This is a genomic window from Gemmatimonadaceae bacterium (assembly GCA_035533755.1).
Lineage (GTDB): Bacteria > Gemmatimonadota > Gemmatimonadetes > Gemmatimonadales > Gemmatimonadaceae > JAGWRI01.
The window spans coordinates 1-24,416 of sequence record DATLTC010000048.1 but is presented as its reverse complement, the minus strand read 5'-3'; the positions used below and the strand labels follow the sequence as shown (position 1 = coordinate 24,416).

The window sequence follows — 24,416 nt, the reverse complement described above, 5'->3', positions numbered from 1 at the left end:
GACACCGCGCGATCGGCGGCGGCGCTGTGCGCCGCGGCCACCAGGAGGCCGGCGATCGTGCCGAGGAGCACGGCCACGACCATCTGTACCGAGAGCTTCTTCATGTGGGGCAACGGGTCAGAAGGTGGCGCCGAAGGTGAGTTCGATGACCGGCGCCTGTCGCAGAGAGCGCGTCCCGATGGTGAGCGCGACCGGTCCGGGGGCGAGCACGCCCCCGATGGTGAGACCGGCCCCGCCAAGATACGCGCTGCGGCCCGCCGACGCAGGCCACCGGTCGAACACGTTGCCGACGTTGCCCCGCGCGGTGATCAAGATGCCGCGCGGGGCCTCGAACTGCACGCCGGCCTGCGCCACGCGCACCACCGTCCCCTGCACCGACTGCGGATCGAGCCCCACGAACGGGACGAACTGCGACGCCCATACGGCCGACGAAACGCTTCCTCCCAGGAAGAAGCGATCGTGCAGCGGCAGGTCGGCCCCCGACGCGTAGCCGACATCAGCGCGACCCAGGAGCGAGAGGCGCCGCGAAACCGGATACGCGCCCTGGACGTCGGCGAAGTGGCGCCCGAAGGCGTTGACGCCGGCCAGCGAGTGCTCGGAGACGATGAGCACGGAGCCGCCGGCGCGCGGCGCGAAGATCCGGTCGTAGGTGTCGAGGGCGAGTTCGACGCCAACGGTGTTGTAGTCCTGCGATCGCGCCGCGAACAGGCTGTCGGCGCCCGCCGAGCCGTCATTCGACGAGCCGTGCGTGAGCGCGATCCCCAGGTAGCCGGCGTGGCCCAGGATGCGGGCGATCTGCGCCGACAACTCGCGCACGTCCAGCGTGGGCGGGCCGCCGACGCCGGCCCCGCGCAGAAGTGGCATCGGGGTGCGCGTGAACGTGGCGCGGTACGTCTGTTGGAAGAGCGCTTCGGGGCCCGCGCCGAGCAGGAATCGGGCGTCGTACTGCTGTTCCTCGCCCAACCGCGCCGTGAGCACCGCCTTGGATCCTGGGGTGAGCCAGTCGTTCACCGTCGCGCCGAGCAGGAGCGCCGCGCCCCGCGGCGTGTCGTAGCGCACTCCCACGCCGAACACGTCGCGGTCGCCCTCGGTGAGGTCGATCATGAGATCGTGGCCGCCGGGCCGCGCGGCCATGCGATAGCTCACCTGGTCGAAGCGGCCTGTGGCGTACACGCGCTCGATGGCCGCGGCCACTTCGCGCTCCGTAACCCACGTGCTGTCGGCAAGTCCGATCGCCGAACGCACCAGCGCGTCGGCGCCTTCGCTCACCCTGGTCCAGCTCAGTTGCAGCAGAAAGACCGAGTCGTCCGCAGGCATCGGCGGACGCGGCGGCAGCACCCCGCGCACGCGGCGCACCGAATCGGCGATCGCGACGAGCGCGGCACGCTGGGCGAGGGCCGCGGCGCGGCCCCGCGCGATCCAGGCCGGCGCCAATTCGAAGTCCAGCGACGAGAGGCCGCCGACGTCGGGGTCGATCACCACGTTGCAGAATGGCCGTTCGATGCGGTTGGACGCCTGCACGCGAAACGCGACCGTCTGGTTCACGACGTCGACGAGCGAGTGCAGGCTGTCCACTGGCGCGGGGCGCTCCGACACGTCCACGCAGATGATCAGATCGGCGCCCATGGCGCGCGCGTCCTGGGCCGGCAGATTGCGAACCACCGCCCCATCCACCACCTGGCGCTGGTCGGCCAGCGTCGCCGGCGCGAACGCGCCAGGGACGGCGGCGCTCGCCTCGATGACCTGCGCCAGCGAGCCGTGCTGCAGCAGGATGGGCTGGCCGGTCTCGAGATCCGTGACCAATGCGCCGAACGCGGTGGGGAGGCGCGAGAAGTCCGTGATGTCTTTCACCGGCCAGGTGTATTGCTCCAGACGTTCGGCGATCGCCTGCCGCGGAATCACGCTCGGCGGCAATCCGATGCGGCCCTGCTCCAGCGGGAAGGTGATCATGTAGCGCTCGTTCGCCGCCTTCTCGGCGGGACTCTGCTGCCGCCGATCGGTGGGACGGCGGAAGAGTCGTCCCCAGTCCTCATCCACGGCGAGGTGCTCGAGCTGGTCGGGGGAATAGCCCGCCGCGTAGAGGCCGCCGATGATCGCGCCCATGCTGGTGCCGGTCACGAGGTCCACGTGCACGCCCAACTGCTGCAGCACCTCGAGGACGCCGATGTGTGCGAAGCCCTTGGCGCTGCCGCCGCTCAGTACGAGACCGACGCGGGGATGCGGAACGTCGGCGAGACCGTCGGGGACGGCGGTGGACTGCGCCCGGGCCATCGCCACCGGCAGGGCGAGCAGCGCGGCCGCGCCAAGGCAGTATTGCGTGAAGCGGAAACGCACGGAGTTGTGGCTGATGGACCGGAGTGGAGCGACCCCAGGAGACAATGGACGATGGGCAGGGACCGCGTGGGAGGCAACAGGACCCGCCCCCCTTCCGTCAAGCACGGATCAGCCGCTACCGCCCCATCCCCAACGCCCGCATCCAGTTCTGAATTCCCGGATAATTGGGATTGAGCCGATACACCTGCATCGCCGCGGCCTGCGCCCCCTGCAGGTCCCGCATCAACGCATACGTCAATGACAGCTGATACACCGGCTGCGGATTGGTCGGATCGAGGCTCACCGCCTCGCGCAGATACGTCACCGCCTGCTGGAAGTCTTTGCGCTGCGCGGCGTCCACCCCGAGCGTGTACGCACTGAACGGCGTCGGCTGGAGACCGTAGGCCCGCAGGAACAGCCGCATCGCCTGGGCCGGCTTCTTCATCTGCATCAGCGCGCGCCCCGCCAACTCGTACGGAATCGCGGCGATCGGCACGTCGCGCATCAGCCCCCGATACTCGGCCAGCGCCGAATCGGGGAATCCCGCCTTCTCATAGTAGGCGCCCACCGCCACCTTGGCCTGCCGCCATGGAAGCCCCGCCGACGCCAGGAACGCCAGACTGTCCACCGCCCCCGACGGCCGGTAGGTGCCACGATAGTCGGTTGCCTGGGCCGCCGGCACGAACGGCCACCGCGACGTCAGCGTCGCCACGGTATGCGCCACGATCCGGCGGTCGAATGGCGTGATGTCCATGCCCGCCACGTAATCGGCCCACGGCTTCATGCTGTCGAGCTGCACCGCGTGCCCCTCGAAATGCGCGCTGTCCAGCGCCTGCCAGAAGGTCCGCGCGATGAGCGCCTCGCCCTCCTGGTTGGGGTGCACGTGCTCGAGAATGAGATTGTGGCCCACGATCCCTTGCGGCGACGCGGCGCGGAACGCCTCGACCACGGGCACGTACGTGGCGTGTTCCTCGCGCGCCACCGACCGGATGACGTCGTTGAACGCACTCGGCGCCCGGAACCGCACCACATCCAGATCGCGCGCCCGCACGTACAGCCGGCGCGCATCCACACTGTCATGGCGCGCGTCGGCCGCCTGCGCGGAGTCGTACACGGCGTCGGCGCCGCCGGCCGCGGCGTTCGCCGGCGAGGCGAACGGGTGCAGATCGCGATCGTCGCTCACCTGGCTGCCGATGAACACGGGCACGCCCGCCTCGCGGAACCTGGCCAGGATCCGTTGGAGATTGCTCTGCAGTTGCCGCACGCCGGCCCGGTACGCCGGCCCATCCAGCGGGATCTGCTGATCCGCAGCCACGGTTTCCATGAAACTCGCCGCCTGCGGGCCGGCCGCGGGCTGCGTGGCGAACATCCGACGTAGCCGCGTGACGCCGCGCCGCAGGAGCATGAAGGTGCGGAACCGCTCCATCCACAGGTACGCGCGCACAATCGCCGGTGAGGAGCCCACGGATTCGGTCGATCCCACGCCCAGCGCACCGTAGTACTCGTTGTGGCCCAGGAAGATCAGCACGGCGTCCGGGTGCTGCGCGATCACGGCGCCGGTCTGATCGAGCACGGCATAGCTGTTGGTGGCGGGGATGGCGAGGTTGATCACTTCCACCGAGTCGCCCGGCATCACGTCGCGCAGGACGTCCTGCAAGAGGTGTGAGAACGTGCCGGTGGGCGGCCACGGGAATCCGGCGGCCGTCGATTCGCCAAGGACGAACAGCCGGAACGCCTTTGCCGGCTTATGCGCGGCGAACGGCTCGACGATCGGGCTCGGCGGGCGCTGCTCGATGCTGAAATACCGCGTGGCGAGCGCCGGGTTCGGCAGCAGATAGTCCCCCATCTGCGCCGGCGCGCGCACGAACACGGGAACCGCCCCGCCCGGCCACACCACGCGCAGCCCCAGCTCCACGACGCCCAGGAATATGAACGGCGTCAGCACCGTGATGATCAGGAACAGCCAGTAGCGCCCGCGCGTCATCAGAACACCGAATAGATGAATGGCGCCAACGCCGAGCCCTGCACGAGCAGCAACAGCGCGCTGGCAAGGATCAGGATCAGAATGATCGGCAGCAGCCAGAGCTTCTTGCGCTCGCGCATGAACGTCCACAACTGGCGCAACAGGCTCATCGAAGCCATTGATACTCCGGGTTAGAACTGACGCTCATTGGCACGGCGCCGTTCCTCGGCGTCACGCGCCGGGCGATGAATCCAGTACGACGGCGCCGACGGATCGCGCGCCAGGGGACTACGACCGAAGGTCCGGCGCAGATAGGCAATCGGAGTCAAAGCGACGTAGTAGATGACGGCAAGCACGATCGGCCCCGTGATCCGCGACAGCAGACCCCCGAACGCCATCCAGCCGCGCTCCAGCGGCCCCAACCGCGTCGGCACCAGCAACCCCGCGATCAGCAGGGTGCCCCCGACGACGAACATGATCTCCGCCCCCAGCGTCCGCTGCCGCCACGCCAGCACGGCCGACAGCACCGAGACGGGCGCGGCCAGCGTGAACGCGAACTTCATCCCCTGTTCGCGGGTCAATCGCGCGCTGGTGGTCGGTGCCATCGGGCCGGGTCCTGAACGGGTTGGTCGGACTTCATGAGCACGAACGGGGGCATGACGAGCGCATCGAGATTCGTCCGCATGAAGCAGTCGTAGGCGTCGGCGGGCGAGCACACGATCGGCTCGCCCCGGACATTGAACGACGTATTGACGAGCAAAGCGCAACCGGTACGGTCGGCGAACGCCGCGAGCACGGCGTGGAGGCCAGGCGCCCGCTCCGCGGTCACGGTCTGGAGCCGCGCCGAGTAGTCCAGGTGCGTCACGGCCGGAATATCCGATCGCGGCACGTTGAGCCGGTCCAAACCACGGCGCGCCTCACCCTCGGCCAGCGGCAGCCGCCGCGATTCCCGCACCGGTGCCACGAACGTCATGTATGGACACTCCCCATCGATCTCGAAGTACTCCGCCGCGCGCTCGGCGAGCACGCTCGGCGCGAACGGACGGAACCCTTCGCGGAACTTGACCATCATATTGATCCGCGCCTGCATCCCGGCGTCGCGAGCGTCGGCCAGGATGCTCCGCGCGCCGAGCGCTCGCGGGCCGAACTCCATGGCGCCGTCAAACCATCCGATCACCTTGCCCGCGGCCAGCAACTCGGCGGCCCGCGCGATCGCGCCGTCGCGGCCCACGCGCTCCCACGCGGCGCCGAGCGGCGACAGCTCGCGTTCCATCTCGTCGGCCGCATACGAGGGCCCGAGCAGCGCCCCGCGCATCGCGTCGCCCGGAAGGGCAACCCGCGGCGCGCCGAAGTACTGGTGGTGCGCCGCGAGGGCGGCCCCCACCGCCCCGCCGGCGTCGCCGGCCGCGGGCTGGACCCAGATGCGGTCGAACACCCGCGCCCGCAGCAGCTTGCCGTTGGCCACCGCGTTGAGGGCCACGCCGCCGGCCATGCAGAGGTCGCCGAGTCCGGTCTCGCGGCGTGCCCAACGCGCCATGCGCAGCACGATCTCCTCGCACACCTCCTGTACCGACCGCGCGAGGTCCATCTCGCGCTGCGTGAGGCCGGATTCCGGCCGGCGCGGCGGGCCGCCGAACAGCGCCGAGAAGGCGTCGTTCGTCATCGTGAGCCCGCCGAGGTAGTTGAAGTAGCGCTGGTTGAGCGTGAACGATCCGTCGTCGCGCAGGTTGACCAGTTCGCGATAGATGGCGTCCACGTATCTGGGCTCGCCGTAGGGCGCGAGCCCCATGAGCTTGTATTCGCCGGAGTTCACCTTGAATCCGGCGTGGTAGGTGAACGCCGAATAGAGGAGGCCGAGGGAGTCCGGCCAGTGGAGTTCCTGTCGCAGTTCGACGACGCTGGCGTGGCCGGCCCCGATGGACGCCGTGGCCCACTCCCCCACGCCGTCGACGGTGAGGATCGCGGCCGCATCGAACGGCGACGGGTAGAACGCGCTCGCTGCGTGCGCTTCGTGGTGCTCGGTGAACAGCACGTGGCCCGGATAGTCGTCGAGCGCGCGGCGGATGGTGCCCTCGATGTCCAACCGGTCGCGGGCCCAGAGTGGGGCGCCGTGGCGGAACGCCGCGAAGCCCGCGGGCGCCATCCAGAGAAAGGTCTCGAAGATCCGGTCGAGCTTGAGGAGCGGCTTGTCGTAGAAGGCCACGCCGTCGAGCCGGCGGGCGCTGATGCCGGCCGCGCGGAGGCAGAAGTTCACCGCCTGGTGCGGGAACGACTCGTCGCCCTTACGGCGGGTGAACCGCTCTTCCTGGGCGGCGGCCACGATCTCACCGTCACGCAGGATGCACGCGGCGCTGTCGTGGTAGAACGCGGAGAGGCCCAGCACGAAGTGGGGCAAACGGCTACGGATTCGAGGGCGGGACGCCGTGGGCCGTGGGCGGTGCGTGGAAACACCCCGATCCCGGCCCCGGAACGTGTGGCATATTAGAGGTCCCCGCTGCGGCTCGAAAGGGAGATGTGCGCGATCGCTTGAACCCCCCGCGTGCCCCGGCTAGCTTTGAGGACTACCCGCGCGCGTAGCTCAGCTGGATAGAGCGTCGGCCTCCGGAGCCGAAGGTCACAGGTTCGAATCCTGTCGCGCGCGTCTCACGATTCTCAACCGCAGGTCCGGCGCTCGGCGGGTCCCGAGCGCATCCGCACCGAGGCGCGCCTCCGGCGGACCCCACTGTCGATTCAGCATCGACGCCGACCCTCCCGTCCGTTCCCCGTCGTGCGCTCCCACCCCGCGTCACGACGCCACCGTGTCGTCCATGTCGTCGCCCTCGCCGTCCGCCTCGCCGGCCCTCGTCAGCATCGCCGAGCTCAAGCGCAAGACGCTTCCCGCCCTCCTCGAGATGGCGGAGGCGCTGCAGCTCGCCGACGCCGAGACGCTGGCGCGCCATGACCTGACGTTCCGCATCGAGCAGGGGTTGCTGGCGGACGGCGTGCTGCTCCGGGGCGAGGGCGTGCTCGAGGTGCTTCCCGAGGGCTACGGGTTCCTGCGCAGCCAGGACTGGAACTACCTGAACGGGCCCGACGACATCTATGTATCGCCCTCGCAGATCAAGCGGTTCGGCCTGCAGACGGGTGACACGGTGCAGGGCCAGGTGCGCCCGCCCAAGGAATGGGAGCGGTATCTGGCGCTCCTCAAGGTGGAGTCGGTCAACGGCAGCGACCCCGAGCTGGCCAGGGAGCGCGTGCCGTTCGACAGCCTGCGGCCACGCTACCCCGAAGGACGCCTCCGCCTCGAGGTGAAGAGCGGCGACCTGAGCATGCGCGTGATGGACCTCATCGCGCCCATCGGCAAGGGACAGCGCGGGCTCATCGTGTCGCCGCCGCGTGCCGGCAAGACGATCCTCCTGCAGAAGATCGCCAACGCCATCGCCGAGAACTACCCCGAGGTGGTCCTCATCGTCCTGCTCATCGACGAGCGGCCCGAAGAGGTGACCGACATGCGGCTCACCATCAAGGGCGAGGTGATCAGCTCCACGTTCGACGAGGAGCCGCAGCGCCACGTCCAGGTGGCCGACATGGTCATCGAGAAGGCCCGCCGCCTCGTGGAGAGCAAGAAGGACGTGGTGATCCTGCTCGATTCGATCACCCGCCTGGGCCGCGCCCACAACGCCGTGATGCCCCACTCGGGCAAGATCATGTCCGGCGGCGTGGACGTGAACGCGCTCGAGAAGCCCAAGAAATTCTTCGGTGCCGCCCGCAACATCGAGAACGGCGGCTCGCTCACGATCATCGGCACGGCCCTCATCGAGACGGGCTCGCGCATGGACGAGGTGATCTTCGAGGAGTTCAAGGGCACCGGCAACATGGAGTTGATCCTCGACCGCAAGATCGCCGAGCGCCGCATCTACCCGGCCATCGACATCAACCGCTCCGGCACGCGCAAGGAAGAGCTGCTGTTCACGCAGGAAGAGCTGAACCGCGTCACGCTGCTGCGCACCTTCCTGGCCGACATGCCGGACGCCGAGGCCATCGAATTCCTGCTCAAGCAGATGTCGCGCTCCAAGAACAACAAGGAATTCTTCGTCCAGATGGCCCAGGGCGGCTGACCATGGACGCGACGGATCGCGGGCGGTGGCTGGCGGTGGACTGGGGGGAGCGGCGGATCGGGCTCGCGATCAGCGACCCCACCGGCATCATCGCGTCGCCCGCCGGCTACCTCGTGCGCCGCGCCGGCAAGCGTCCGCCCATCGCCGAGCTGATGCGCCGCGCCCAGGCGCTCGAGGCGCGCGCGTTCGTGCTCGGCCTGCCGCTCGACGGCAACGGCAACGACACGCCGCGCGCGGTCGAGGTGCGTCACGTGGCCGCCGAACTCGAGAAGCGCACGGGCCTGCCCGTGCGGCTCCTCGACGAACGGTTCACCACGGCGGCCGCCCTACGCGCCGTGCACGAGATGGGCGGATCCACGCGCGGCCGCAAGGGCGACGTGGACGCCCTCGCCGCCACCGTGCTCCTGCAGCATGCGCTCCGCCATGCGCCGTAGCCGCCTCGCGCGCCGGATCGTGCTGTGCGGCGCGGCGTGCGCGCTCGCCGCGTGCAGCACCGGCGACTCCACCACCGTCCGCGTGAGCGTGCCCACCGGCGCCTCGGTGCGCATCGCCGCCGATTCGCTGGCCAAGGCGGGCGTCGTACGGTCGGCGCGCCTGTTCCGCGCCTTCGCCTATCTGAGCGGCGGCGACCGGCGTATCCGGCCCGGCACCTACGAGATGGGCCGCGGCGAGAGCTGGTTCGCCGTGCTCGACGCCCTACGCCGCGGCCGCGGCATCGTCAGCACGGTGACGATTCCCGAGGGATTCGCGCTCGAGCAGATCGAGCCCCTGCTGGCCGGCAAGCTGGGCGTGCCGCTCGACTCGGTGCGCGCGGCGGCCACCGACACGGCGCTGCTCGCGCGCCTCGACCTGCCGACACCGACGCTCGAGGGCTACCTGTTTCCCGACACCTACACGTTCCCCGAAGGCACCACGGCGCGCGAAGCGGTGGGCGCCATGGTCGCCCAGTTCGAGCGCACGTGGAAGCCGGCGTGGACGGCGCGGCTCGACACCATCGACATGTCGCGCAACGACCTGATGACGCTGGCCTCGATCGTCGAGAAGGAAGCCAAGCTCCCCGAGGAACGTCCCGTGATCGCCGCCGTGTACATGAACCGGCTCCGGGCCGGCATGCTGCTGCAGGCCGATCCCACGGTGCAGTACGCCCTGCCCCAGCACGAGACCCGGCTCCTGTACAAGGATCTCAAGGTGAAGTCCCCGTACAACACCTATCGCCACCTGGGGCTGCCGCCGGGACCGATCGCGTCGCCCGGCAAGGCGAGCATTCTCGCCGCGCTCTATCCCGCGCACGTGCCGTACAAGTACTTCGTGGCGGCGCCCGACGGGCATCACGAGTTCCGCGTGGACTACAAGGGCCACGAAGCGGCCGTGCGCGAGATGCGGCGAGAGCGCGCCGCCCTGGCCAGGGCCGACGCGGCCCGGAAGGACACGACCCGAGCGCGTCCTCCGGTCAGGAAGCGGGACTGATCCCCACCATGTCGCACCATGCGGTGGTATCGGCCAAGGGCGCCGGACGATGGGAGCGCGGGCACCCGTGGATCTACCGCAGCGACGTCACGCAACGTCCCGACGACGCCGCCGGCGTGGTGGCCGTGCAGGATCCCCGCGGCCGACCGCTCGGCTGGGCGCTGTGGAGTCCGCGCTCGGAGATCTCGCTGCGGCTGCTCGACCGCGATCCGAACGCGCGCATCGACGCCGCGTGGTGGGCCCGTCGCATCGCGAGCGCGGTGGAGCGGCGCGCCCCGCTGGGGCAGGTCGCCAACGCCTACCGTCTGATCCACGGCGAAGGCGACGGGCTGCCCTCGCTGGTCTGCGACCGGTACGATCGCTGGCTGGTACTGCAGTTCATGAGCGCGGGCCTCGAACCGTCGCGGCCGCACATCGTCCAGGCGCTCGAATCGCTGCTCCACCCCGCCGGGATGCTGGCCCGAAACGACGTCTCGCTCCGCGACAAGGAAGGGCTGCCCCGCGTCGTGGAACTGCTCACCGGCGACGTGCCCCGCGAGATCGAGATCGTGGAGCACGGGGTGCGCTACGCCGCCGCCCCATGGGACGGCCAGAAGACCGGCGCCTTTCTCGATCAGCGCGACAACCGCGTCCGCATCGGCGCCCTGGCGCGGGGGCGCGCGCTGGACTGCTTCAGCTATCACGGTTCGTTCGCGCTGCACCTGGCAGGCCGCGCCGAGCACGTGATCGCCCTCGACAGCTCGGCGCCGGCGCTCGAGCGCGCCGCCCAGAACTGTGCGCGCAACGGCCTCACGAACGTGGAGTTGGTGGAGGCCAACGCCTTCGACTATCTCAAGCAGGCCGAACGCGACCGGACGCGCTTCGAGACCATCGTCCTCGATCCGCCGGCGTTCGCCAAGACCAAGGCGGCCCTCCCGGCGGCCCTCCGCGGTTACAACGAGATCAACCTCCGCGCCATGCGGCTGCTCTCGCCGGGCGGGATCCTGTTCACCGCCAGCTGCAGCTTCCACCTGTCCAAGCCGCGATTCCTGGAAATGCTCGAGCACGCGGCCGCCGATTCGGGCCGCCGCCTCGCCCTGCGCGAGATCGTCGGCCAACCGCTCGACCATCCAGAAATCCTGACCATCCCCGAAACGGGGTACATCAAGGGCGCGGTCGTCGAAGCGATGGACTAACCTCCGCCGCGCCTCTGGCGCGAGCCGGCCGATTGGCGCATCCTTGGCGCTCTTCCTCAACCCTCGCCCCGACCATGTCCCGACTCTCCTTCTGCCGCGCGACACGGAGCGCCGCCACCGCGCTGCTGCTGGCGGCGCCGCTCGCCGCCCAACACGCCAAGCCACCCGCCGTGCCCCCGGCCATCTCGGCCATCAGGACGGCCGACCTCAAACGTGACCTCTACTATCTGGCCAGCGACGCCATGCGCGGCCGCGAGGCCGGCACCCTGGACGAGCTGCGCGCCGCCTCGTGGGAAGCCGAGCAGGCCCGCAAAGCGGGACTCCAGCCGGCCGGCGACGACGGCACCTACTTCCAGTGGTTCAGCATCAAGCGCACGCGCCTGTCGCCCGCCAGCACGATCATGATCGGCGACCGCGCCCTGGTGCTCTGGAAGGACATCGCCTCGTCGAGCACCGTGCAGGCGCACATCGACGCGCCCGCGGTCTTTGCCGGCGACGGCAGCGACACCACGATCGACGTGCGCGGCAAGGTCGCGATCGCGACGCTGGTTCCGCCGCCGCCCAACACCCGCCAGTTCATCGGCGTGTACTCCCCCGAATGGCACTACGCCCGCGCCGCGATCGCCGCCGAGGGTCAGCGCCTCGCCGCGCGCGGCGCCTCCGCCGTGGTGCTCGTGGCCGATTCCATCGGCGACATCGCCTTCGACGCCGTCACCGCGATCTCATCGCGCGGCACCTACGACGTGGACGACCCGGCCACCAATGCGGCCGGCGGGCGGTACGGAGCCCCGGAACACGGCCCCCCGGTGCTGCTCGTCCACCGCGACATGCTCGAGGCGCTGCGCGCCGGCGGCCAACGCGCCACCATCCACCTCGTCACCGAGACCTTCGACTACCCGTCGGTGAACGTGATCGCCAAGGTGCGCGGCACCGATCCACGGCTGCGCGACCAGTACGTGATGTTCAGCTCGCACTCCGACCACGACGGCGTGCGCTTTCCCATGGCCGGCGACTCGATCTGGAATGGCGCCGACGACAACGCGTCGACGAGCGTGGCCATCCTCGCCATCGGCCGCGCCTTTGCCAAGGAGCCCGGCAAGCGGTCGGCGCTGTTCATCTGGCACGGCGCCGAGGAGCGGGGACTGCTCGGCTCGCGGTATCACGCCACCCATCCCGTGGTGCCGCTGCACCAGATCGTGGCCGTGCTCAACGGCGACCTGATCGGCCGCAACAACCCCGACACCGCCTCGCTGCTGGGCGTGCAGCCGCCCCACCGCAATTCCAGCGATCTCGTGCGCATGGCGCTCGCCGCCAACGCCGCCACCGGGAAGTTCGTGCTCGACTCCACCTGGGACCGGCCCACGCACCCCGAAGGCTGGTACTTCCGCAGCGATCACGTGCCCTACGTCAGGCGGGGCGTGCCGGCGCTCATGTATTCCACCAACCTGCATGCCGACTACCACACGCCACGCGACGAGGCGTCGCGCATCGACTACGCCAAGCTCACGCGCATGACCGACTGGATGTACGAGACCGGATGGCTGGTGGCCAACGCCCCCACGCGACCGGCGCTGGATCCGGGGTTCAAGCTCGAGCGCTGACGCGCGGTTCAGCGCCGCTGGCAGGCCGGACAGAAGTAGGTGGATCGTCCGGCCTGCACGACGCGGCGGACCCTGGCGCCGCAGCGGCGGCAGGCCAGACCCTCGCGGTCGTACACGTTCAGCCGCGCGGCACCGATCGCGGTGTAACGCGATCCGGTGGCGCGCGAGATCACGGCGCGAATGGCGGCGATCAGACGTTCGAGCCGGACGCGCGACAACGACGATGCACGCGCCCGGGGGTTCACCCGGGCGCGCCAGAGTGCCTCGGCCACGTAGATGTTGCCCAGGCCCGCGATCACCCGTTGGTCGAGCAGCACCGGCTTGATCGCTCCGCGTCGGCGCGCGAGCAGGTCATGGAGCATCTGCGGCGTGAGCGCCGCGTCCATCGGCTCCACGCCCAGGTCCAGCCGCGGCGGGGACCCCGCCGGATGGACATCGAGCGTGGCCAGGGCCCGCGAATCCTCCAGCACCACGCGGCGCCCATCGTCGAGCGTGAACACCGCCCGCGCGAACCGCGGCAGCGGGGCGCCTGGCGGCGCCACCAACCAGTCGCCGGTCATCCGGAAGTGCGCATGCAGCACGCGCCCATCGGCCAGATGGATGAGTTGATGCTTGCCGCGGCGCTCCACGCCGGCGATCGTCGCGCCGGCGAGCGCGCGCGCCACGCCGGCCGGCACGCGCCGCCGGAGGCTGGGATGCAGCAGGGCAACGTGCGCGATCACGCGTCCCGCCACCACGCGGCGCAGGGCGCGGACCGCATGCTCCACTTCGGGCAACTCGGGCATGGACCGCCTGACAGGTTGACGGGGGACCGTTGACCGGGCAAGATGCGGCGATGCCCCCCGGAACTCAATCGTCGGACGACCCGCCCCCATCCCACGACGCGCGCAGCGCCGCGGTGCGCCGCGTGCTGTTGCAGGTGCTCATTCTCAACGGGATCGTGGTGGCGATCAAGCTCGCGATCGGGCTGCGCACCCACGCCCTCTCCGTGCTCGGCGCCACCCTGGAGTCCGGGCTCGACCTGCTGAACAACGTCATCGGGATGACGTTGGTGTCGATCGCAGCCCGCGGCCCGGACGAGGACCATCCCTATGGCCACGCGAAGTTCGAGACCATGGGCACGATCGGCATCGTGGGATTCCTCTCGGTCTCCTGCTTCGAGCTGCTGCGGGAGGGCATCACGTCGCTGGTCCACGCGCGGGTGCCGCACACCGCCTCGTTGCTCGAAGTGAGCGTGATGGCGCTCACACTGCTCGTGAACGCGGGCGTGGTGTGGTACGAGCGACGGCGCGGCCGCGCGCTGCAGAGCGCCTTCCTCTCGGCCGACGCGGCACACACCGGCAGCGACATCTTCGTCACCCTGCTGGCGATCGCGTCGCTCCTGCTCACGCGGGCCGGCGCCCCGCGCGCCGACGCCGTGCTGGCCATCGCGGTGGCGTTGCTCATCGCGTGGACGGGTTGGCAGATCCTGAGCGAATCGGTGCCGATCCTGGTGGACGCCAGGGGCATGGACGCCGCCGAGCTGCGTCGGATCGCCACCGCGGTCCCCGGCATCCTCGAGGTGCGCACGGTGCGGTCGCGGTCCACGGCGTCGGGGCAGCTGTTCGTGGAGATGACGATCGTGGTGGCCGGCGCGTCCTCGGTGCAGGAAGCCCACGCACTGGCCGACGCCGTGGAAGCCGAGGTGGCGCGGGTGGCCGGCAGCGCGGAAGTGGTGGTGCACATCGAGCCCAGATAGCCAAACCCCCGCTTGCGCGGCGGCCGGGACGATACAACATTTGTGAGTCCTCATCCGGGTGCGCATGGCCTTGCGACCGCAGCGGTCCCTTCGACACGAATACGAGTTGTACGTCGATGAGGAAATCGAGAATTACAAGGAGTCGATCCCGCGCTCGGCCCTGCTGAGCGTCGGGGACGAAGCGGTGTCCCGGTTGGGCACGGGCCCGCAGATCCTCCTCACCGAGCTGCTGCTCTGCGACGAGGTCAACCGCATCATCTTCAAGCGCCTGCGGCTGCCGAGCTACGATACGTGGCGACGCAAGCGGCTCAAGCTGGCCAAGGAACTGCGCCGGCCGGAGCATTGGGGACTGACCGCGGATCACGTGGCCGTGCGCGCCATCGCGCAGGCCGCCGAGGGCCGCGTGCTCGTGGCCGGCATGACCGAGGAGGACGGCTCGGCGCTCTTTCTGGCCGCCAACGGATGCCAGGTCACCGCGGTCCACCGCGAGGCGCGGACGGTCGAGCGCGTGATGCACGCCGCCAACGAGGCGGGGCTCGCCGAGCGCGTGCGCGCCGTGGCCGCCGACCTGAGCGCGTGGGAACCCGAGGAGCCGCTCACGGCGGTGATCTGCACGCCCACAGCGCTCGCGGGCCTGAACATGAAGGCGCGTCGACGCGTGATCGAGGTGCTGCAGTCGGCCACCGCCGACGGCGGCGTGCATCTGGTGCAGATGATCGCGGCGGGCGGGCGCGGGACCTCGCCGTCGCTGGACGAGCTTCGCTCGCGCTACCGCGGATGGTCGGTGACGGTGGACGAGGACCGCGGCGACACCGGCTTGAACACGTTCGTGGCGCGAAAGGAGATTGCTTAGCCCGTATCAGAACGACACGTAAAGCAGCCTTGGCTGCGTGTCATCGAGCGACGCATTGACCGGACCGCGGTTGATGGGTCGCTCGCTTCTCTTTGCGGCACAACGAGTTGGTGATTTGGGGACGCTGGCATCGCTTGTGCAATAAGAGCGGCGTCCGCGCGACCATTCGAGTCGCGCAACCGGGGTGGTCGATGTTCCGTTTCCGCCGATTGGCCCCGCGGTTTCCGGGAAAGCGGCAGTGGTGATGGATATAATGAAAGCAGATCGCAAGACGTCCAAGGAGCTGGAGCCGGTCGGGATCGTGATCTCGCAGGGCTGGCAGGAAGAGAAGCCCCCGGTGTTCAGCGCGTACGTGTGGGGCCCGGCGCCGGAAGACGGCGCCAGCAAGGGCAAGCCGGTGGCGGCGTAAGCCGACGCGGGGCCGAGGATGAGACGCGCCGGCGATCGTTCGCGATCGCCGGCGCGTCGTGTATCAAAGAAGAAAGCCGGCGCGTGAGCGCCGGCTTTCTCATTACCACGACGAAGAGATATCTACTTTCTCTTCTTGCGGCCGGCCTTCTTCGCGGCCTTCTTCGCGGTCTTGCGGCCTTTCTTCGCCGCCTTCTTCGCGCCCTTACGGGCCTTCTTTGCAGCTGCCATGGTGAAATCTCCAATATTGGAGGTTCATCACTCGATCGATCCCCCGGTGGATCGGCGAGTCAGCGCCCGGTTGCCGAAGCTACCGATCGCCGCTGCACCCGGCTCCGCGGAGACGGGTGAAGCTCGTGGCCATCGCGCGAGGTGCGCGATGGCGAAATGCGGTGGAGGTACTGCTCGAACGGCTGGTTGATTGGAACGACGACTGGAATGCAAAAACGCCACGGGCACAGGTGCCCGCGGCGGAGATGGTCGATGATTCCCGGACGCGCGCAAGAGCGAAGATCGCGACGTCGGACAATGCGGATGACGAGGACGGAGGGACGGCGAGCGCGCCGACGACGAACCCTGTCGCGGCCTGCGACTGCTGCAGTTGAAGAAACGCTCGTCGCGATAAATCCACCGAGTATCCTCGAATTCGCGTCAATAGTTACTCCGCGCGAATATAGGAACGTGCCAAGTCACGCGCAATAGCGAGTTTACGCAATCGGCACGGCGGATCGCGCGGACTTCCATCGCCTGATGCGGCATGCGAGCTTCCATGCGCGCGCCACCAAGCAGCGCGCATCCAACGCAACGATACTCTGAAGCGAGGCGCGCGTGAGAGCGCTGGTCAAACAAACTGCGGCTCCCGGATTCACTCTGAAAGAGGTTCCCGAGCCGACGATTCGAGACGACGAGGTCCTCATCCGCGTGCGTCGCGCGGGCGTCTGCGGCACCGACGTGCACATCTACGAATGGGACGCGTGGGCGCAGGGACGCTGCAAGCCGCCGTTCACCGTCGGACACGAATTCGCGGGCGACGTGGCCCAGGTGGGCAAGCTGGTCACCGACGTGCACGTCGGCGATCGCGTGACCGCCGAGGGCCACATCGTGGACGGCCGCTGCCTGCTCTGCCGCACTGGCAACTCGCACGTCTGCCCCCACACTCGCATCATCGGCGTGGACCGCGACGGCTGCTTTGCCGATTACATCGCGATGCCGGCCACCAACGTCTGGCACCTGGACGACAACGTGTCGTTCGACATCGGCGGCATCCACGATCCGATGGGCAACGCCTTCCACACCGCGCTCACCGCCGACATCCCGGGCGCTACGGTGCTCATCACCGGGTGCGGGCCGATCGGCCTGTTCGCGGTGGGCATCTGCAAGGCGGCCGGCGCGTCGCGGATCATCGCCTCCGACGTCAACGAGACCCGGCTCGCGCTGGCCCGCCGCATGGGGGCGCACGACGTGGTCCACCCGAACGAAGCGGCCGCCGCCGTGCGCGCCGCCACCGAGGGTCTGGGCGTGGACGTGGTGCTCGAGATGTCGGGCGTCCCGTCGGCCATCCACCAGGCGTTCGAGCTGGTGCGCGTGGGCGGCCGCGTGCAGATGCTGGGCATCCCGTCCAAGCCGATCGAGGTGAACCTCGCCACCGAGGTGATCTTCAAGGGCATCACGATCTACGGCGTGGTGGGCCGGCGCATGTACGACACCTGGCATCAGGTGACCCGGTTCCTGCGGTCCGGGATGTTCGATCCGACGCCCGTGATCACGCATCGGTTCCCGCTCGAGGCGTACGACGAAGCGATCAACGCCATCAAGACGGGCGCCGCCGGCAAGGTGATATTCGAGATCGCTTGACCAGAGGAAGCCCCATGTCCGTGAACGTGAATTTCGTGAACCAACTGAACGCGACGATCGACCAGCTCAAGGCCGATCGCGTGTACAAGAAGCTCAACCACCTCGAGTCGCCGCAGGCGGCCCGCGTGCGCATGGAAGGCCGCGGCGAGGTGATCATCCTCTCCTCCAACAACTATCTCGGGCTGTGCAACGAGCCGTCGGTGGTCCAGGCCGGCATCGACGGGCTCAGGAAGTACGGCGCCGGCACCGGAAGCGTGCGCTTCATCTGCGGCACGTTCACCGTGCACCGTGAGCTCGAGGAGGCGCTGGCGCGGTTCGTGGGCTGCGAATCGTCCATGAGCTACGTGAGCGCCTGGAACGCCAACGAAGGGCTCACCGCGACGATCGTCCAGGAGGGCGACTTCGTGGTCAGCGACGCGCTCAACCACGCCTCGATCATCGACTCGATCCGGCTGGCCAAGGCAATCACCAAGTGCACCACGGCCGTGTACAAGCACGGCGACCTGGACGACCTGCGGGCCAAGCTCGCGGGGGCCCGGTCGGCCAAGCGCCGCCTCATCTGGACCGACGGCGTGTTCTCCATGGAAGGCTCGATCGCGCCGCTCCCCGAGCTCGTGCAGCTGGCCCGGGACCACGACGCCGTGCTCATCGTGGACGACTCGCACGCCACCGGGGTGCTCGGCAAGAACGGGCGCGGCACCGCCGAGCATTTCGGACTGCTCGGCGAGATCGACATCATCACCTCCACGCTCGGCAAGGCGCTGGGCGGCGCGGCGGGCGGATTCACCGCCGGTCCCGCGGCGCTCACCGACTACCTCATCCAGCGGTCCCGGCCACAGCTGTTCTCGAACGCGCTGCCGCCCACCGTGGCGTGCAGCGCGCTGGCGTCCGTGGCCTTCATCGAGCAGCACCCCGAGCGGGTACAGTTGCTGCGCGACAACACGCGCTACTTCCGCGAGCGGATCACCGAGGCCGGCTTCAAGCCGCTGCCCGGCGAGACGCCGATCGTCCCGATCATCGTGGGCGAGACGGCCGCCGCCATCCAGATGTCGGACATGCTCCTGGACGCGGGCGTGTTCGTGACCGGATTCGGCTTCCCCGTGGTGCCCCAGGGCGAAGCCCGCGTGCGCTGCCAGATCTCGGCGGCCCACACGCGGGCCGACCTGGACCAGGCCATCGAAGCGTTCAGGTTGGTGGGCCGGAAGTTGAAACTCATCTGATGGCTGGTAGGACGGTAGGAGCGTAGGGGGGTAGGACGGCAGACTGCGTAACGCAGTGCCCCCCTACCCCCCTACCGTCCTACCGTCCTACCTGTAGTGAGGTGTGACGCGAAGGGGAGTACCCTCGTCCGTGTGACGGGGAACCGCCATGCGCGGGGACCGGACTTCATCTCGAGGGCTCGTATGAAATCGATCCGTTCGCTGGCGGTGGCCGCCGCGGTACTGGCAATGGTACCAGCAGCCGGCATGGCGCAGTCCGCACGCCCGTTCCAGAATTCGTGGTTTTGGGGATTGAAGGCCGGTGGGACCTTCATGTCGGCTCCCAGCCAGGCCAACCTGACGTCGCCGATGGCCGGCATCGACTGGCTCATCACGCGCAATCGCGGCGGCCTGTACGTGTCGTTCGATCAATCGTTCTTCACCCAACATGCGGTGATCGCCGATTCCGTGCAGCCCACGGACACGCCCAGCCGGCTCAATCTGACGGATCTGCGTCGGGTGACCGTGGCGCTGATGGGCTACCCGGGGGACAACCCGAACATCCATCCGTACGCGGGACTCGGGATCACGTACAACCAGGTGGGGAGCGTGAAGCCGTCGAGCCCCTATGGCTCCGACAGCCAGTACTCCCTGGCCCAGTCGATCATCGCCCAGTACAAGTCGGTGTTCTCGCCGGTGGTCATGCTCGGCGCGCAATTCCAGGTGCGCAACGCCGCGCTGTTCGTGCAGGGGATGGGTTGGACCGCCAACTCGCAGTTCTTCATCTACAACGCCCGCGGCTTCAACGCGTCCCTCGAAGCGGGCGTGCGCTACAACTTCGGCAGCTCCGTCGAAATCGATCGCTGAGTCGCCGCCGGTTGCACGAGCGGGCGCGGATCACCTGGATCCGCGCCCGCTCGTCGCTTGCGGCATGCCGCGTCAGTGCGACGCCGGCTTCCGGTCGAGCACGATCTCGATCACGCGCAGCATGTTGCCGCCGAGCATCTTCGTGACGTCGGCGTCGCTGTAGCCTCGATCGAGCAGGCCCTGGGCGATGCGCGGCAGGTCGGTCACGTCGCGCAGGCCGGCCGGGAGCAGGCCTTGCACGCCGTCGAAGTCGCTCCCCAGCCCCACGTGGTCCACCCCGGCCACGCGGGCCACATGGTCGATGTGGTCGATGAGCATCGAGAGCGGCGGGCGCGGCAGGGCGTGAACGAGTTCGGCGCTCCTGCGCTCGTACTCGGCGCGCACCCCGGCGGTGTCGGCGCCGGGCCGCTTGGCGGCCTCCGCCTCTTCGGCCGCCACCTGCGCTTTCACGCTGTCCATGGCCGCGGCGAACTTCTGGTCCAGAAACATGGCAAAGAAGTTCACGTTCACCACGCCGCCGTTGCGCGCCACGGCGCGCAGCATGTCGTCGGTCATGTCGCGCGGGTGGCCACCCAGGGCGCGGGCGCTGGAGTGAGACGCGATCACCGGGTCGGTGCTGGTGGCGATGACGTCGTAGAAGGTGGAATCCGAGACGTGGGAGACGTCCACCAGCATGCCGAGGCGGTTCATCTCCTGCACCACCGCCTTTCCGAAGTCGGTGAGGCCGCCCGTCCTGGTCCCGTTGACGCCGATGGACGATCCCGCCCAGTCGTTGCCGTTGTTCCACGTGAGGGTCATGTAGCGCGCCCCCTGCGCGTACAGCGTGCGCAGATGGTCGAGCGAATTCTCGATCGAGTGGCCGCCCTCGATCCCGATGAACACCGCCAGCTTGCCCTGCTGCTTGGCGCGGAGCACGTCGCCGGATGTGGTGGCCAGGATGAGCTGGTCGGGGTGCCGGTTCACGAGGGCGTGGATGGTGTCGACGTACGCTTCGGCGCGCTGCCATGACTGATCGGGCATGGCGCGCGCGTAGTTGGCGTCCACGAACGCGGCCAGGAACTGCGCGGTGATGCCGGATTCCATGAATCGCGGGACGTCGGAGTCGCCCAGGTCCTTGCCGTAGCCCGGCGCGTGCCGCACGTCGGCGTCGTAGCCGTCGTCGAGCATGCGGCTCGGCAGGTCGTTGTGGGCGTCGATCACGACGGCGTCGCGATACACCCGCATGGCGTGGGCGGACACTGCCGGGGGAGCGGATTGCTGCATGGAGGGCTTGCCTCCGCCGCTGCAGGCGGCGGCCAGGGCGAGGGTGGGTGTGAGCCGGGCGACCACCGATCGGGGGGTCATCGAGAATAGCGCCGTACGGGAAAGTGAGCGGGGGCGCGCGATACGAAGGGATCGCCGGCCACGGTGAAGCGCAACGGCCAGTCGGCGGCGCGACGGATCCCGATTCGCGGCGTGACGAGCACGTCGCGGTCGGGCACGGGCGCGCCGGCGCGGATGAGGAGCGGCGGCTGCTGGAGCGGGAGCCCGTTGTGGCGGACGTCGATGCCGAACGCCTGGCAGAGTTTGGCCGGGCCGTTGGTGAGGTCGGCGTCGCGTCGCGACGCGCCGCGACGCGCCCGCATCAACGCGATCCCGTCGATGGGCGCCACGGCCCGGATGAGCACCGCGCTGGGCAGGCCGCGTGCCCGCGTAACGGCGTTGACGCACCAGTGCATGCCGTAGATGAAATAGACGTACGCCGTGCCGGGCGGCCCGTACAACGGCTCGGTGCGCCCGGTACGGCCGGCCGCGGCATGGCAGGCCGCATCGTGTTCGCCGAGGTACGCTTCGGTCTCGACGATGCGGCCCGCGGCAACGCCCTCGGGCGTGTGGCACTCGAGGACGGCCCCAAGCAACTCGCGCGCGACACGTTCCGTGTCGCGCGCGTAGAAGCGAGCCGGGAGCACGGCGCGCCGACGCGAGCGCCGCGCGGGATGCGCGGCGCCCGCGGTCATGCGTTGGACTTCGCCGACTTTCTCGGAGCGCGCGGCTTGCGCGGCTTCTTCTCCGCGGAAGGCGCCGCATCGGCCGGAGCGTCCTTGGCCGCGCCGCGCTTCTTGCCTCCGCGCGCGGGCTTGGCGGCGGGCGCCTCCTCCGGCGCGGCCGGCGGCGGTGTGGGCGCCGCGACGTGGACCACCCCCACGGACAGCAGCTCGCGCGGCGGCGCGGCGGGCTTGCCGCCGCGGCCGCGTGCGCCGCCGCCACGCGGACCCATCCCGAGGCGCGGGCCGGTGGCCGGCGCCGGAGCGGGCGGCGCCGCGGCGGTTGCCGCGGCGGCGAGCTGATCGGCCACCGGAGCGGCCGCGGCCGCGCGCGACACTTCGAAGTCGTCTCCGCGACGGCGCAGATCGATGAGATTTCCATCATGCGCGTCGTGGAGAATGCGCGTGAAGTTACGCTCGCTCAGGCTCTCGCTGTCACGGCCGAGCAGTTCGTGCGCGCGCTGGCGCACCGTGCTCGCCCGGATGGTCTCGTCGCCGGTGGTGAGCGTCTCCACGGCCCGGCGCACGAGATCGAACGCCTCGGTGCGCGTGAGGCGTTCGCCGCTGGTGCCCACCACGTCGCCGCGCTGCGGCGCGGGGGGTGCCGACGGCGCCGGCGCGGCGGCTGCAGGCGCGGCGTGGGGTTCGCGCGGGGTCTCCCCGGCGGCGCCGGCCGCGAGCTCGAGCTGGGGCGCTTCGGCGCCACGTCCACCGCGGCCGCGGCCACGGCCACCCCGGCGTCCACGCCGTGGTCCACGATCCTCGGCCGCCGACTCGGGACGTTCCGCCGCCGGGGCACCCGCTACGACCGGTGCGGCCGGCGCGCTCGGCGCCCTGGCGCCTTCGCCCGGTGCGCCGACTTCGAGCTGGCCGTTCTCGAGCTTGGTGAGCGTCACCAGCCCGCGGGCGGCCGCATCCTGCACGAACTTCGAGAACTTGGAATGGCCGGTGTTCTTCTCGTCGAACGTGCTGTCGATGTCCTGCATGACCTGCTTGAGGCGGTCGGAGCGCATGACGTCGCCGTTGCGCTTCATGCGGCTGATCGCCTCGGTGACCAACTCCCACGGATCGTACTTGCGGGAGGACTCTTCCTCACTGGCCTTCACGAGGCCGGCCAGGGCGTTGTAGCTGTAGTACTCGTCGCAGTTCATGACCAGCAGGTCGCTGGACGATTCCCGGATGCCGACCCCGATGACGTACTTGCCGTATTCCTTGAGCTTGATGACGAGGCTCGAGAAGTCGGAGTCGCCGGACAGCAGGATGATGGTGCCGATCTCCGGCCGCGTGAACACCAACTCGATGGCGTCGATGGCCAGGCGGATGTCGGTGGCGTTCTTCTTGGCCGATCCGTACGCGGGGGCGAAGATCAGATCGATGGACGCTTCGGTGAGCGGGACGATGTACTGCGGGTAGCGGCGCCAATCGGCGTAGGCACGCTGCACCGCGACCTTCCCCTTGATGATGTCCGACCCGAGCAGGTTGCGGAGCTCGTGGCCGAGGTCCGACCGGATCCCCATCGTGACGTTGTCGAAGTCGATGAGGAGCGCCGCGTTGGGCGCGTGCATCGGGACGGGAGCAACGGAATGGACGGGGGAGACCGTGGCCTGCGGGCCGCGGTGAATGAGGGCGCCGTGCGAGCGGGTTGGCTCGCGGCGCTGATTTCGAGGGTTCATGCCCTTCCCTGTATCGAGTCGCATGGACTCGTGGCGGTTGTCGGTTCGACCGCCAGGCGCACGGGGCAGATCGTCTGCGAACATGGAGCGCGGACGATCGTCACCGGGCAGCGCCCGTCGATCGGCACGCGACCCGCCGAGCGCCCAACGTTCCAGCGGCGTCGCGGAGAGTCTCGCTTTGGAGGGCGCGCCCAAATGCGTCGCTCTCCCGGCAGGCGTGCAGCTGCCGTCGTGCCGCCCGGCCCGCGGACCGCCCCGCCACCATGGCGGCGGCTGGAGCGGAGGGCCGAACGTCAGCCAATTAATGTATCGCCTTATCGGGAAGTAGGTAAGTGATGCGGGTGGTTGGCCGTGTCCCGCGCCTGTATGTTTGGAGCGAAACCGCCGCGAATCACTCGCGTACGGAGGGAGGAGGGTATGTGAGGCGTATCGAGTTTCGCGGCCGGCTGTTTGTCATCCTCCTATCGTTCGCGCTCATCCCGTCGGCGGTATTGGGCCTCGGGTGGTTCGCCACCAGCCGCTACGCCTTCTCCCTGGTGGGCGCGAGCGCGGCGTGGGACAGCACCGCCGCCAGCGGGGCCCGGGCCATCTCGGCCATGCGGTCGGCGCCGCTGACGCCCGCCCAGCGGCAAGTCATCGACGCGCACGAGCAGCGGCTGCACGAGAGCCTGCTCCAGTCCAAACGGGCGACGTTCGTATTCACCCGCGCCGTGTACGCCGCCGCCGTGCTGGTGCTGCTGTCGCTGGCCGTGGTGGGGCTGGGCGCGTCGCGCGTGGCCGGACACCTGAGCCGGCAGTTGAGCCGGCCGTTGGTAGAGCTCGTGGGCTGGACGGCGCGGATCGGGCGCGGCGAGGCGTTGCCGGCCGGACCGGCGTCGCGAGGCGCGCCGGAGTTCGAACTGCTGCGATCGCGGATGCGAACGATGGCGGACGAGTTGGCGTTGGGACGGGCCCGGGCGCTGGAAGCCGAGCGCGCGGCGGCGCTGCGTGAGGCAGCGCGCCAGGCGGCGCACGAGTTGAAGAACCCGTTGACCCCCATCCGGTTTGCGGTGGCGCGGCTGCGGCGCGACGCGCCGCCCGAGTTGGCGGAGACGGTGGAGGTGCTGGCCACCGAGACGGCGCGGCTCGAGGCGCTGGCCAAGAATTTCTCGCAGTTCGGCAAGCTGCCCGAGGGGCCGCGCGCC

The 24,416-nt window shown here is 69.5% G+C and carries 22 protein-coding genes and 1 tRNA gene; 14 read left to right on the top strand and 9 right to left on the bottom strand.

Features of this window, described 5'->3' with window-relative positions; all coding sequences use genetic code 11:
• Positions 1 to 117: 117 nt before the first annotated feature.
• The 5 genes from VNE60_06880 to VNE60_06860 form a co-directional block, all read right to left on the bottom strand.
• Entirely contained in the window at positions 118 to 2,334 is a 2,217-nt protein-coding gene (locus tag VNE60_06880; GenBank protein HVB31237.1) for a patatin-like phospholipase family protein, read from the bottom strand.
• A 115-nt stretch (positions 2,335 to 2,449) separates the two neighbouring features.
• Positions 2,450 to 4,297: a GDSL-type esterase/lipase family protein gene (locus tag VNE60_06875; protein ID HVB31236.1), complete on the bottom strand. Its 1,848-nt coding sequence runs from the start codon at positions 4,295 to 4,297 to the stop codon at positions 2,450 to 2,452.
• Complete coding sequence (locus VNE60_06870; protein ID HVB31235.1) at positions 4,297 to 4,446, bottom strand: DUF5989 family protein; 150 nt, start codon at positions 4,444 to 4,446, stop codon at positions 4,297 to 4,299. The genes VNE60_06875 and VNE60_06870 overlap by 1 nt, the downstream gene beginning before the upstream one ends.
• 21 nt (positions 4,447 to 4,467) lie before the next feature.
• The gene (locus tag VNE60_06865; protein ID HVB31234.1) at positions 4,468 to 4,881 is read right to left on the bottom strand and encodes an SxtJ family membrane protein; all 414 of its coding nucleotides are present in this window, start codon (positions 4,879 to 4,881) and stop codon (positions 4,468 to 4,470) included.
• Complete coding sequence (locus tag VNE60_06860; GenBank protein HVB31233.1) at positions 4,854 to 6,671, bottom strand: carbamoyltransferase N-terminal domain-containing protein; 1,818 nt, start codon at positions 6,669 to 6,671, stop codon at positions 4,854 to 4,856. Before VNE60_06860 ends, VNE60_06865 begins: the two co-directional genes overlap by 28 nt.
• Positions 6,672 to 6,843: 172 nt before the next feature.
• Between VNE60_06860 and VNE60_06855 the strand changes: the two genes are divergently transcribed.
• From VNE60_06855 to VNE60_06830, 6 genes are all read left to right on the top strand, one after another.
• A tRNA-Arg gene (locus VNE60_06855) sits at positions 6,844 to 6,917 on the top strand.
• 166 nt (positions 6,918 to 7,083) lie between these two features.
• Complete coding sequence (rho, locus tag VNE60_06850) at positions 7,084 to 8,373, top strand: transcription termination factor Rho (GenBank protein HVB31232.1); 1,290 nt, start codon at positions 7,084 to 7,086, stop codon at positions 8,371 to 8,373.
• Positions 8,374 to 8,375: 2 nt separating this feature from the next.
• On the top strand, positions 8,376 to 8,807 hold the full coding sequence (ruvX, locus tag VNE60_06845; GenBank protein HVB31231.1) for a Holliday junction resolvase RuvX: 432 nt from the start codon (positions 8,376 to 8,378) through the stop codon (positions 8,805 to 8,807).
• Positions 8,797 to 9,840: an endolytic transglycosylase MltG gene (gene mltG, locus VNE60_06840; protein HVB31230.1), complete on the top strand. Its 1,044-nt coding sequence runs from the start codon at positions 8,797 to 8,799 to the stop codon at positions 9,838 to 9,840. Before ruvX ends, mltG begins: the two co-directional genes overlap by 11 nt.
• An 8-nt stretch (positions 9,841 to 9,848) precedes the next feature.
• A complete protein-coding gene (locus tag VNE60_06835) occupies positions 9,849 to 11,015 on the top strand; it encodes a class I SAM-dependent rRNA methyltransferase (GenBank protein ID HVB31229.1) in 1,167 nt (388 codons plus the stop codon).
• A gap of 74 nt (positions 11,016 to 11,089) precedes the next feature.
• Positions 11,090 to 12,616 (top strand): M28 family peptidase, encoded by a 1,527-nt coding sequence (locus VNE60_06830; protein HVB31228.1) that lies wholly within the window; start codon positions 11,090 to 11,092, stop codon positions 12,614 to 12,616.
• A gap of 8 nt (positions 12,617 to 12,624) precedes the next feature.
• On the opposite strand, the gene mutM is transcribed toward VNE60_06830, so the two are convergent.
• Positions 12,625 to 13,401 (bottom strand): bifunctional DNA-formamidopyrimidine glycosylase/DNA-(apurinic or apyrimidinic site) lyase, encoded by a 777-nt coding sequence (mutM, locus tag VNE60_06825; protein HVB31227.1) that lies wholly within the window; start codon positions 13,399 to 13,401, stop codon positions 12,625 to 12,627.
• Positions 13,402 to 13,451: 50 nt separating this feature from the next.
• Between mutM and VNE60_06820 the strand changes: the two genes are divergently transcribed.
• The 7 genes from VNE60_06820 (at position 13,452) to VNE60_06790 (ending at position 19,535) form a co-directional block, all read left to right on the top strand.
• Entirely contained in the window at positions 13,452 to 14,354 is a 903-nt protein-coding gene (locus tag VNE60_06820; GenBank protein ID HVB31226.1) for a cation diffusion facilitator family transporter, read from the top strand.
• A 64-nt stretch (positions 14,355 to 14,418) separates the two neighbouring features.
• Positions 14,419 to 15,207 carry a hypothetical protein gene (locus VNE60_06815; GenBank protein HVB31225.1) on the top strand — a complete coding sequence of 263 codons (789 nt, stop codon included), beginning with the start codon at positions 14,419 to 14,421 and terminating at the stop codon, positions 15,205 to 15,207.
• A gap of 253 nt (positions 15,208 to 15,460) precedes the next feature.
• Positions 15,461 to 15,616, top strand: coding sequence for a hypothetical protein (locus tag VNE60_06810; protein ID HVB31224.1), 156 nt, complete (start codon positions 15,461 to 15,463; stop codon positions 15,614 to 15,616).
• Positions 15,617 to 15,962: 346 nt separating this feature from the next.
• Positions 15,963 to 16,220 carry a hypothetical protein gene (locus tag VNE60_06805; GenBank protein HVB31223.1) on the top strand — a complete coding sequence of 86 codons (258 nt, stop codon included), beginning with the start codon at positions 15,963 to 15,965 and terminating at the stop codon, positions 16,218 to 16,220.
• A gap of 223 nt (positions 16,221 to 16,443) precedes the next feature.
• Positions 16,444 to 17,469 (top strand): L-threonine 3-dehydrogenase, encoded by a 1,026-nt coding sequence (gene tdh / locus VNE60_06800; protein HVB31222.1) that lies wholly within the window; start codon positions 16,444 to 16,446, stop codon positions 17,467 to 17,469.
• Positions 17,470 to 17,483: 14 nt separating this feature from the next.
• Positions 17,484 to 18,689, top strand: coding sequence for a glycine C-acetyltransferase (locus VNE60_06795; protein ID HVB31221.1), 1,206 nt, complete (start codon positions 17,484 to 17,486; stop codon positions 18,687 to 18,689).
• 312 nt (positions 18,690 to 19,001) lie between these two features.
• On the top strand, positions 19,002 to 19,535 hold the full coding sequence (locus tag VNE60_06790; GenBank protein ID HVB31220.1) for a hypothetical protein: 534 nt from the start codon (positions 19,002 to 19,004) through the stop codon (positions 19,533 to 19,535).
• Positions 19,536 to 19,607: 72 nt separating this feature from the next.
• Here the strand turns inward: VNE60_06790 and VNE60_06785 are convergent, their stop codons facing one another.
• From VNE60_06785 to VNE60_06775, 3 genes are read right to left on the bottom strand one after another with little or no spacing between them, the layout of a single operon-like run.
• Positions 19,608 to 20,879 carry a dipeptidase gene (locus tag VNE60_06785; GenBank protein HVB31219.1) on the bottom strand — a complete coding sequence of 424 codons (1,272 nt, stop codon included), beginning with the start codon at positions 20,877 to 20,879 and terminating at the stop codon, positions 19,608 to 19,610.
• Entirely contained in the window at positions 20,876 to 21,532 is a 657-nt protein-coding gene (locus VNE60_06780; GenBank protein ID HVB31218.1) for a DNA-3-methyladenine glycosylase, read from the bottom strand. The genes VNE60_06785 and VNE60_06780 overlap by 4 nt, the downstream gene beginning before the upstream one ends.
• The gene (locus tag VNE60_06775) at positions 21,529 to 23,124 is read right to left on the bottom strand and encodes an NYN domain-containing protein (GenBank protein HVB31217.1); all 1,596 of its coding nucleotides are present in this window, start codon (positions 23,122 to 23,124) and stop codon (positions 21,529 to 21,531) included. Before VNE60_06775 ends, VNE60_06780 begins: the two co-directional genes overlap by 4 nt.
• Positions 23,125 to 23,651: 527 nt before the next feature.
• On the opposite strand from VNE60_06775, the gene VNE60_06770 reads away from it, so the two are divergent.
• Positions 23,652 to 24,416, top strand: a 765-nt coding sequence (locus VNE60_06770; GenBank protein HVB31216.1) for a histidine kinase dimerization/phospho-acceptor domain-containing protein, incomplete at its 3' end; no start/stop codon positions are given.

What these genes read in the sequence shown, in the direction of transcription:
- VNE60_06875 (HVB31236.1), bottom strand. Translation starts at nt 4,297, where the DNA reads ATGACGCGCGGGCGCTACTGGCTGTTCCTGATCATCACGGTGCTGACG.
- VNE60_06870 (HVB31235.1), bottom strand. Translation starts at nt 4,446, where the DNA reads ATGAGCCTGTTGCGCCAGTTGTGGACGTTCATGCGCGAGCGCAAGAAG.
- VNE60_06865 (HVB31234.1), bottom strand. Translation starts at nt 4,881, where the DNA reads ATGGCACCGACCACCAGCGCGCGATTGACCCGCGAACAGGGGATGAAG.
- rho (HVB31232.1), top strand. Translation starts at nt 7,084, where the DNA reads ATGTCGTCGCCCTCGCCGTCCGCCTCGCCGGCCCTCGTCAGCATCGCC.
- ruvX (HVB31231.1), top strand. Translation starts at nt 8,376, where the DNA reads ATGGACGCGACGGATCGCGGGCGGTGGCTGGCGGTGGACTGGGGGGAG.
- mltG (HVB31230.1), top strand. Translation starts at nt 8,797, where the DNA reads ATGCGCCGTAGCCGCCTCGCGCGCCGGATCGTGCTGTGCGGCGCGGCG.
- VNE60_06835 (HVB31229.1), top strand. Translation starts at nt 9,849, where the DNA reads ATGTCGCACCATGCGGTGGTATCGGCCAAGGGCGCCGGACGATGGGAG.
- VNE60_06830 (HVB31228.1), top strand. Translation starts at nt 11,090, where the DNA reads ATGTCCCGACTCTCCTTCTGCCGCGCGACACGGAGCGCCGCCACCGCG.
- mutM (HVB31227.1), bottom strand. Translation starts at nt 13,401, where the DNA reads ATGCCCGAGTTGCCCGAAGTGGAGCATGCGGTCCGCGCCCTGCGCCGC.
- VNE60_06820 (HVB31226.1), top strand. Translation starts at nt 13,452, where the DNA reads ATGCCCCCCGGAACTCAATCGTCGGACGACCCGCCCCCATCCCACGAC.
- VNE60_06815 (HVB31225.1), top strand. Translation starts at nt 14,419, where the DNA reads ATGGCCTTGCGACCGCAGCGGTCCCTTCGACACGAATACGAGTTGTAC.
- VNE60_06810 (HVB31224.1), top strand. Translation starts at nt 15,461, where the DNA reads ATGAAAGCAGATCGCAAGACGTCCAAGGAGCTGGAGCCGGTCGGGATC.
- VNE60_06795 (HVB31221.1), top strand. Translation starts at nt 17,484, where the DNA reads ATGTCCGTGAACGTGAATTTCGTGAACCAACTGAACGCGACGATCGAC.
- VNE60_06790 (HVB31220.1), top strand. Translation starts at nt 19,002, where the DNA reads ATGTCGGCTCCCAGCCAGGCCAACCTGACGTCGCCGATGGCCGGCATC.
- VNE60_06785 (HVB31219.1), bottom strand. Translation starts at nt 20,879, where the DNA reads ATGACCCCCCGATCGGTGGTCGCCCGGCTCACACCCACCCTCGCCCTG.
- VNE60_06780 (HVB31218.1), bottom strand. Translation starts at nt 21,532, where the DNA reads ATGACCGCGGGCGCCGCGCATCCCGCGCGGCGCTCGCGTCGGCGCGCC.
- VNE60_06775 (HVB31217.1), bottom strand. Translation starts at nt 23,124, where the DNA reads ATGCACGCGCCCAACGCGGCGCTCCTCATCGACTTCGACAACGTCACG.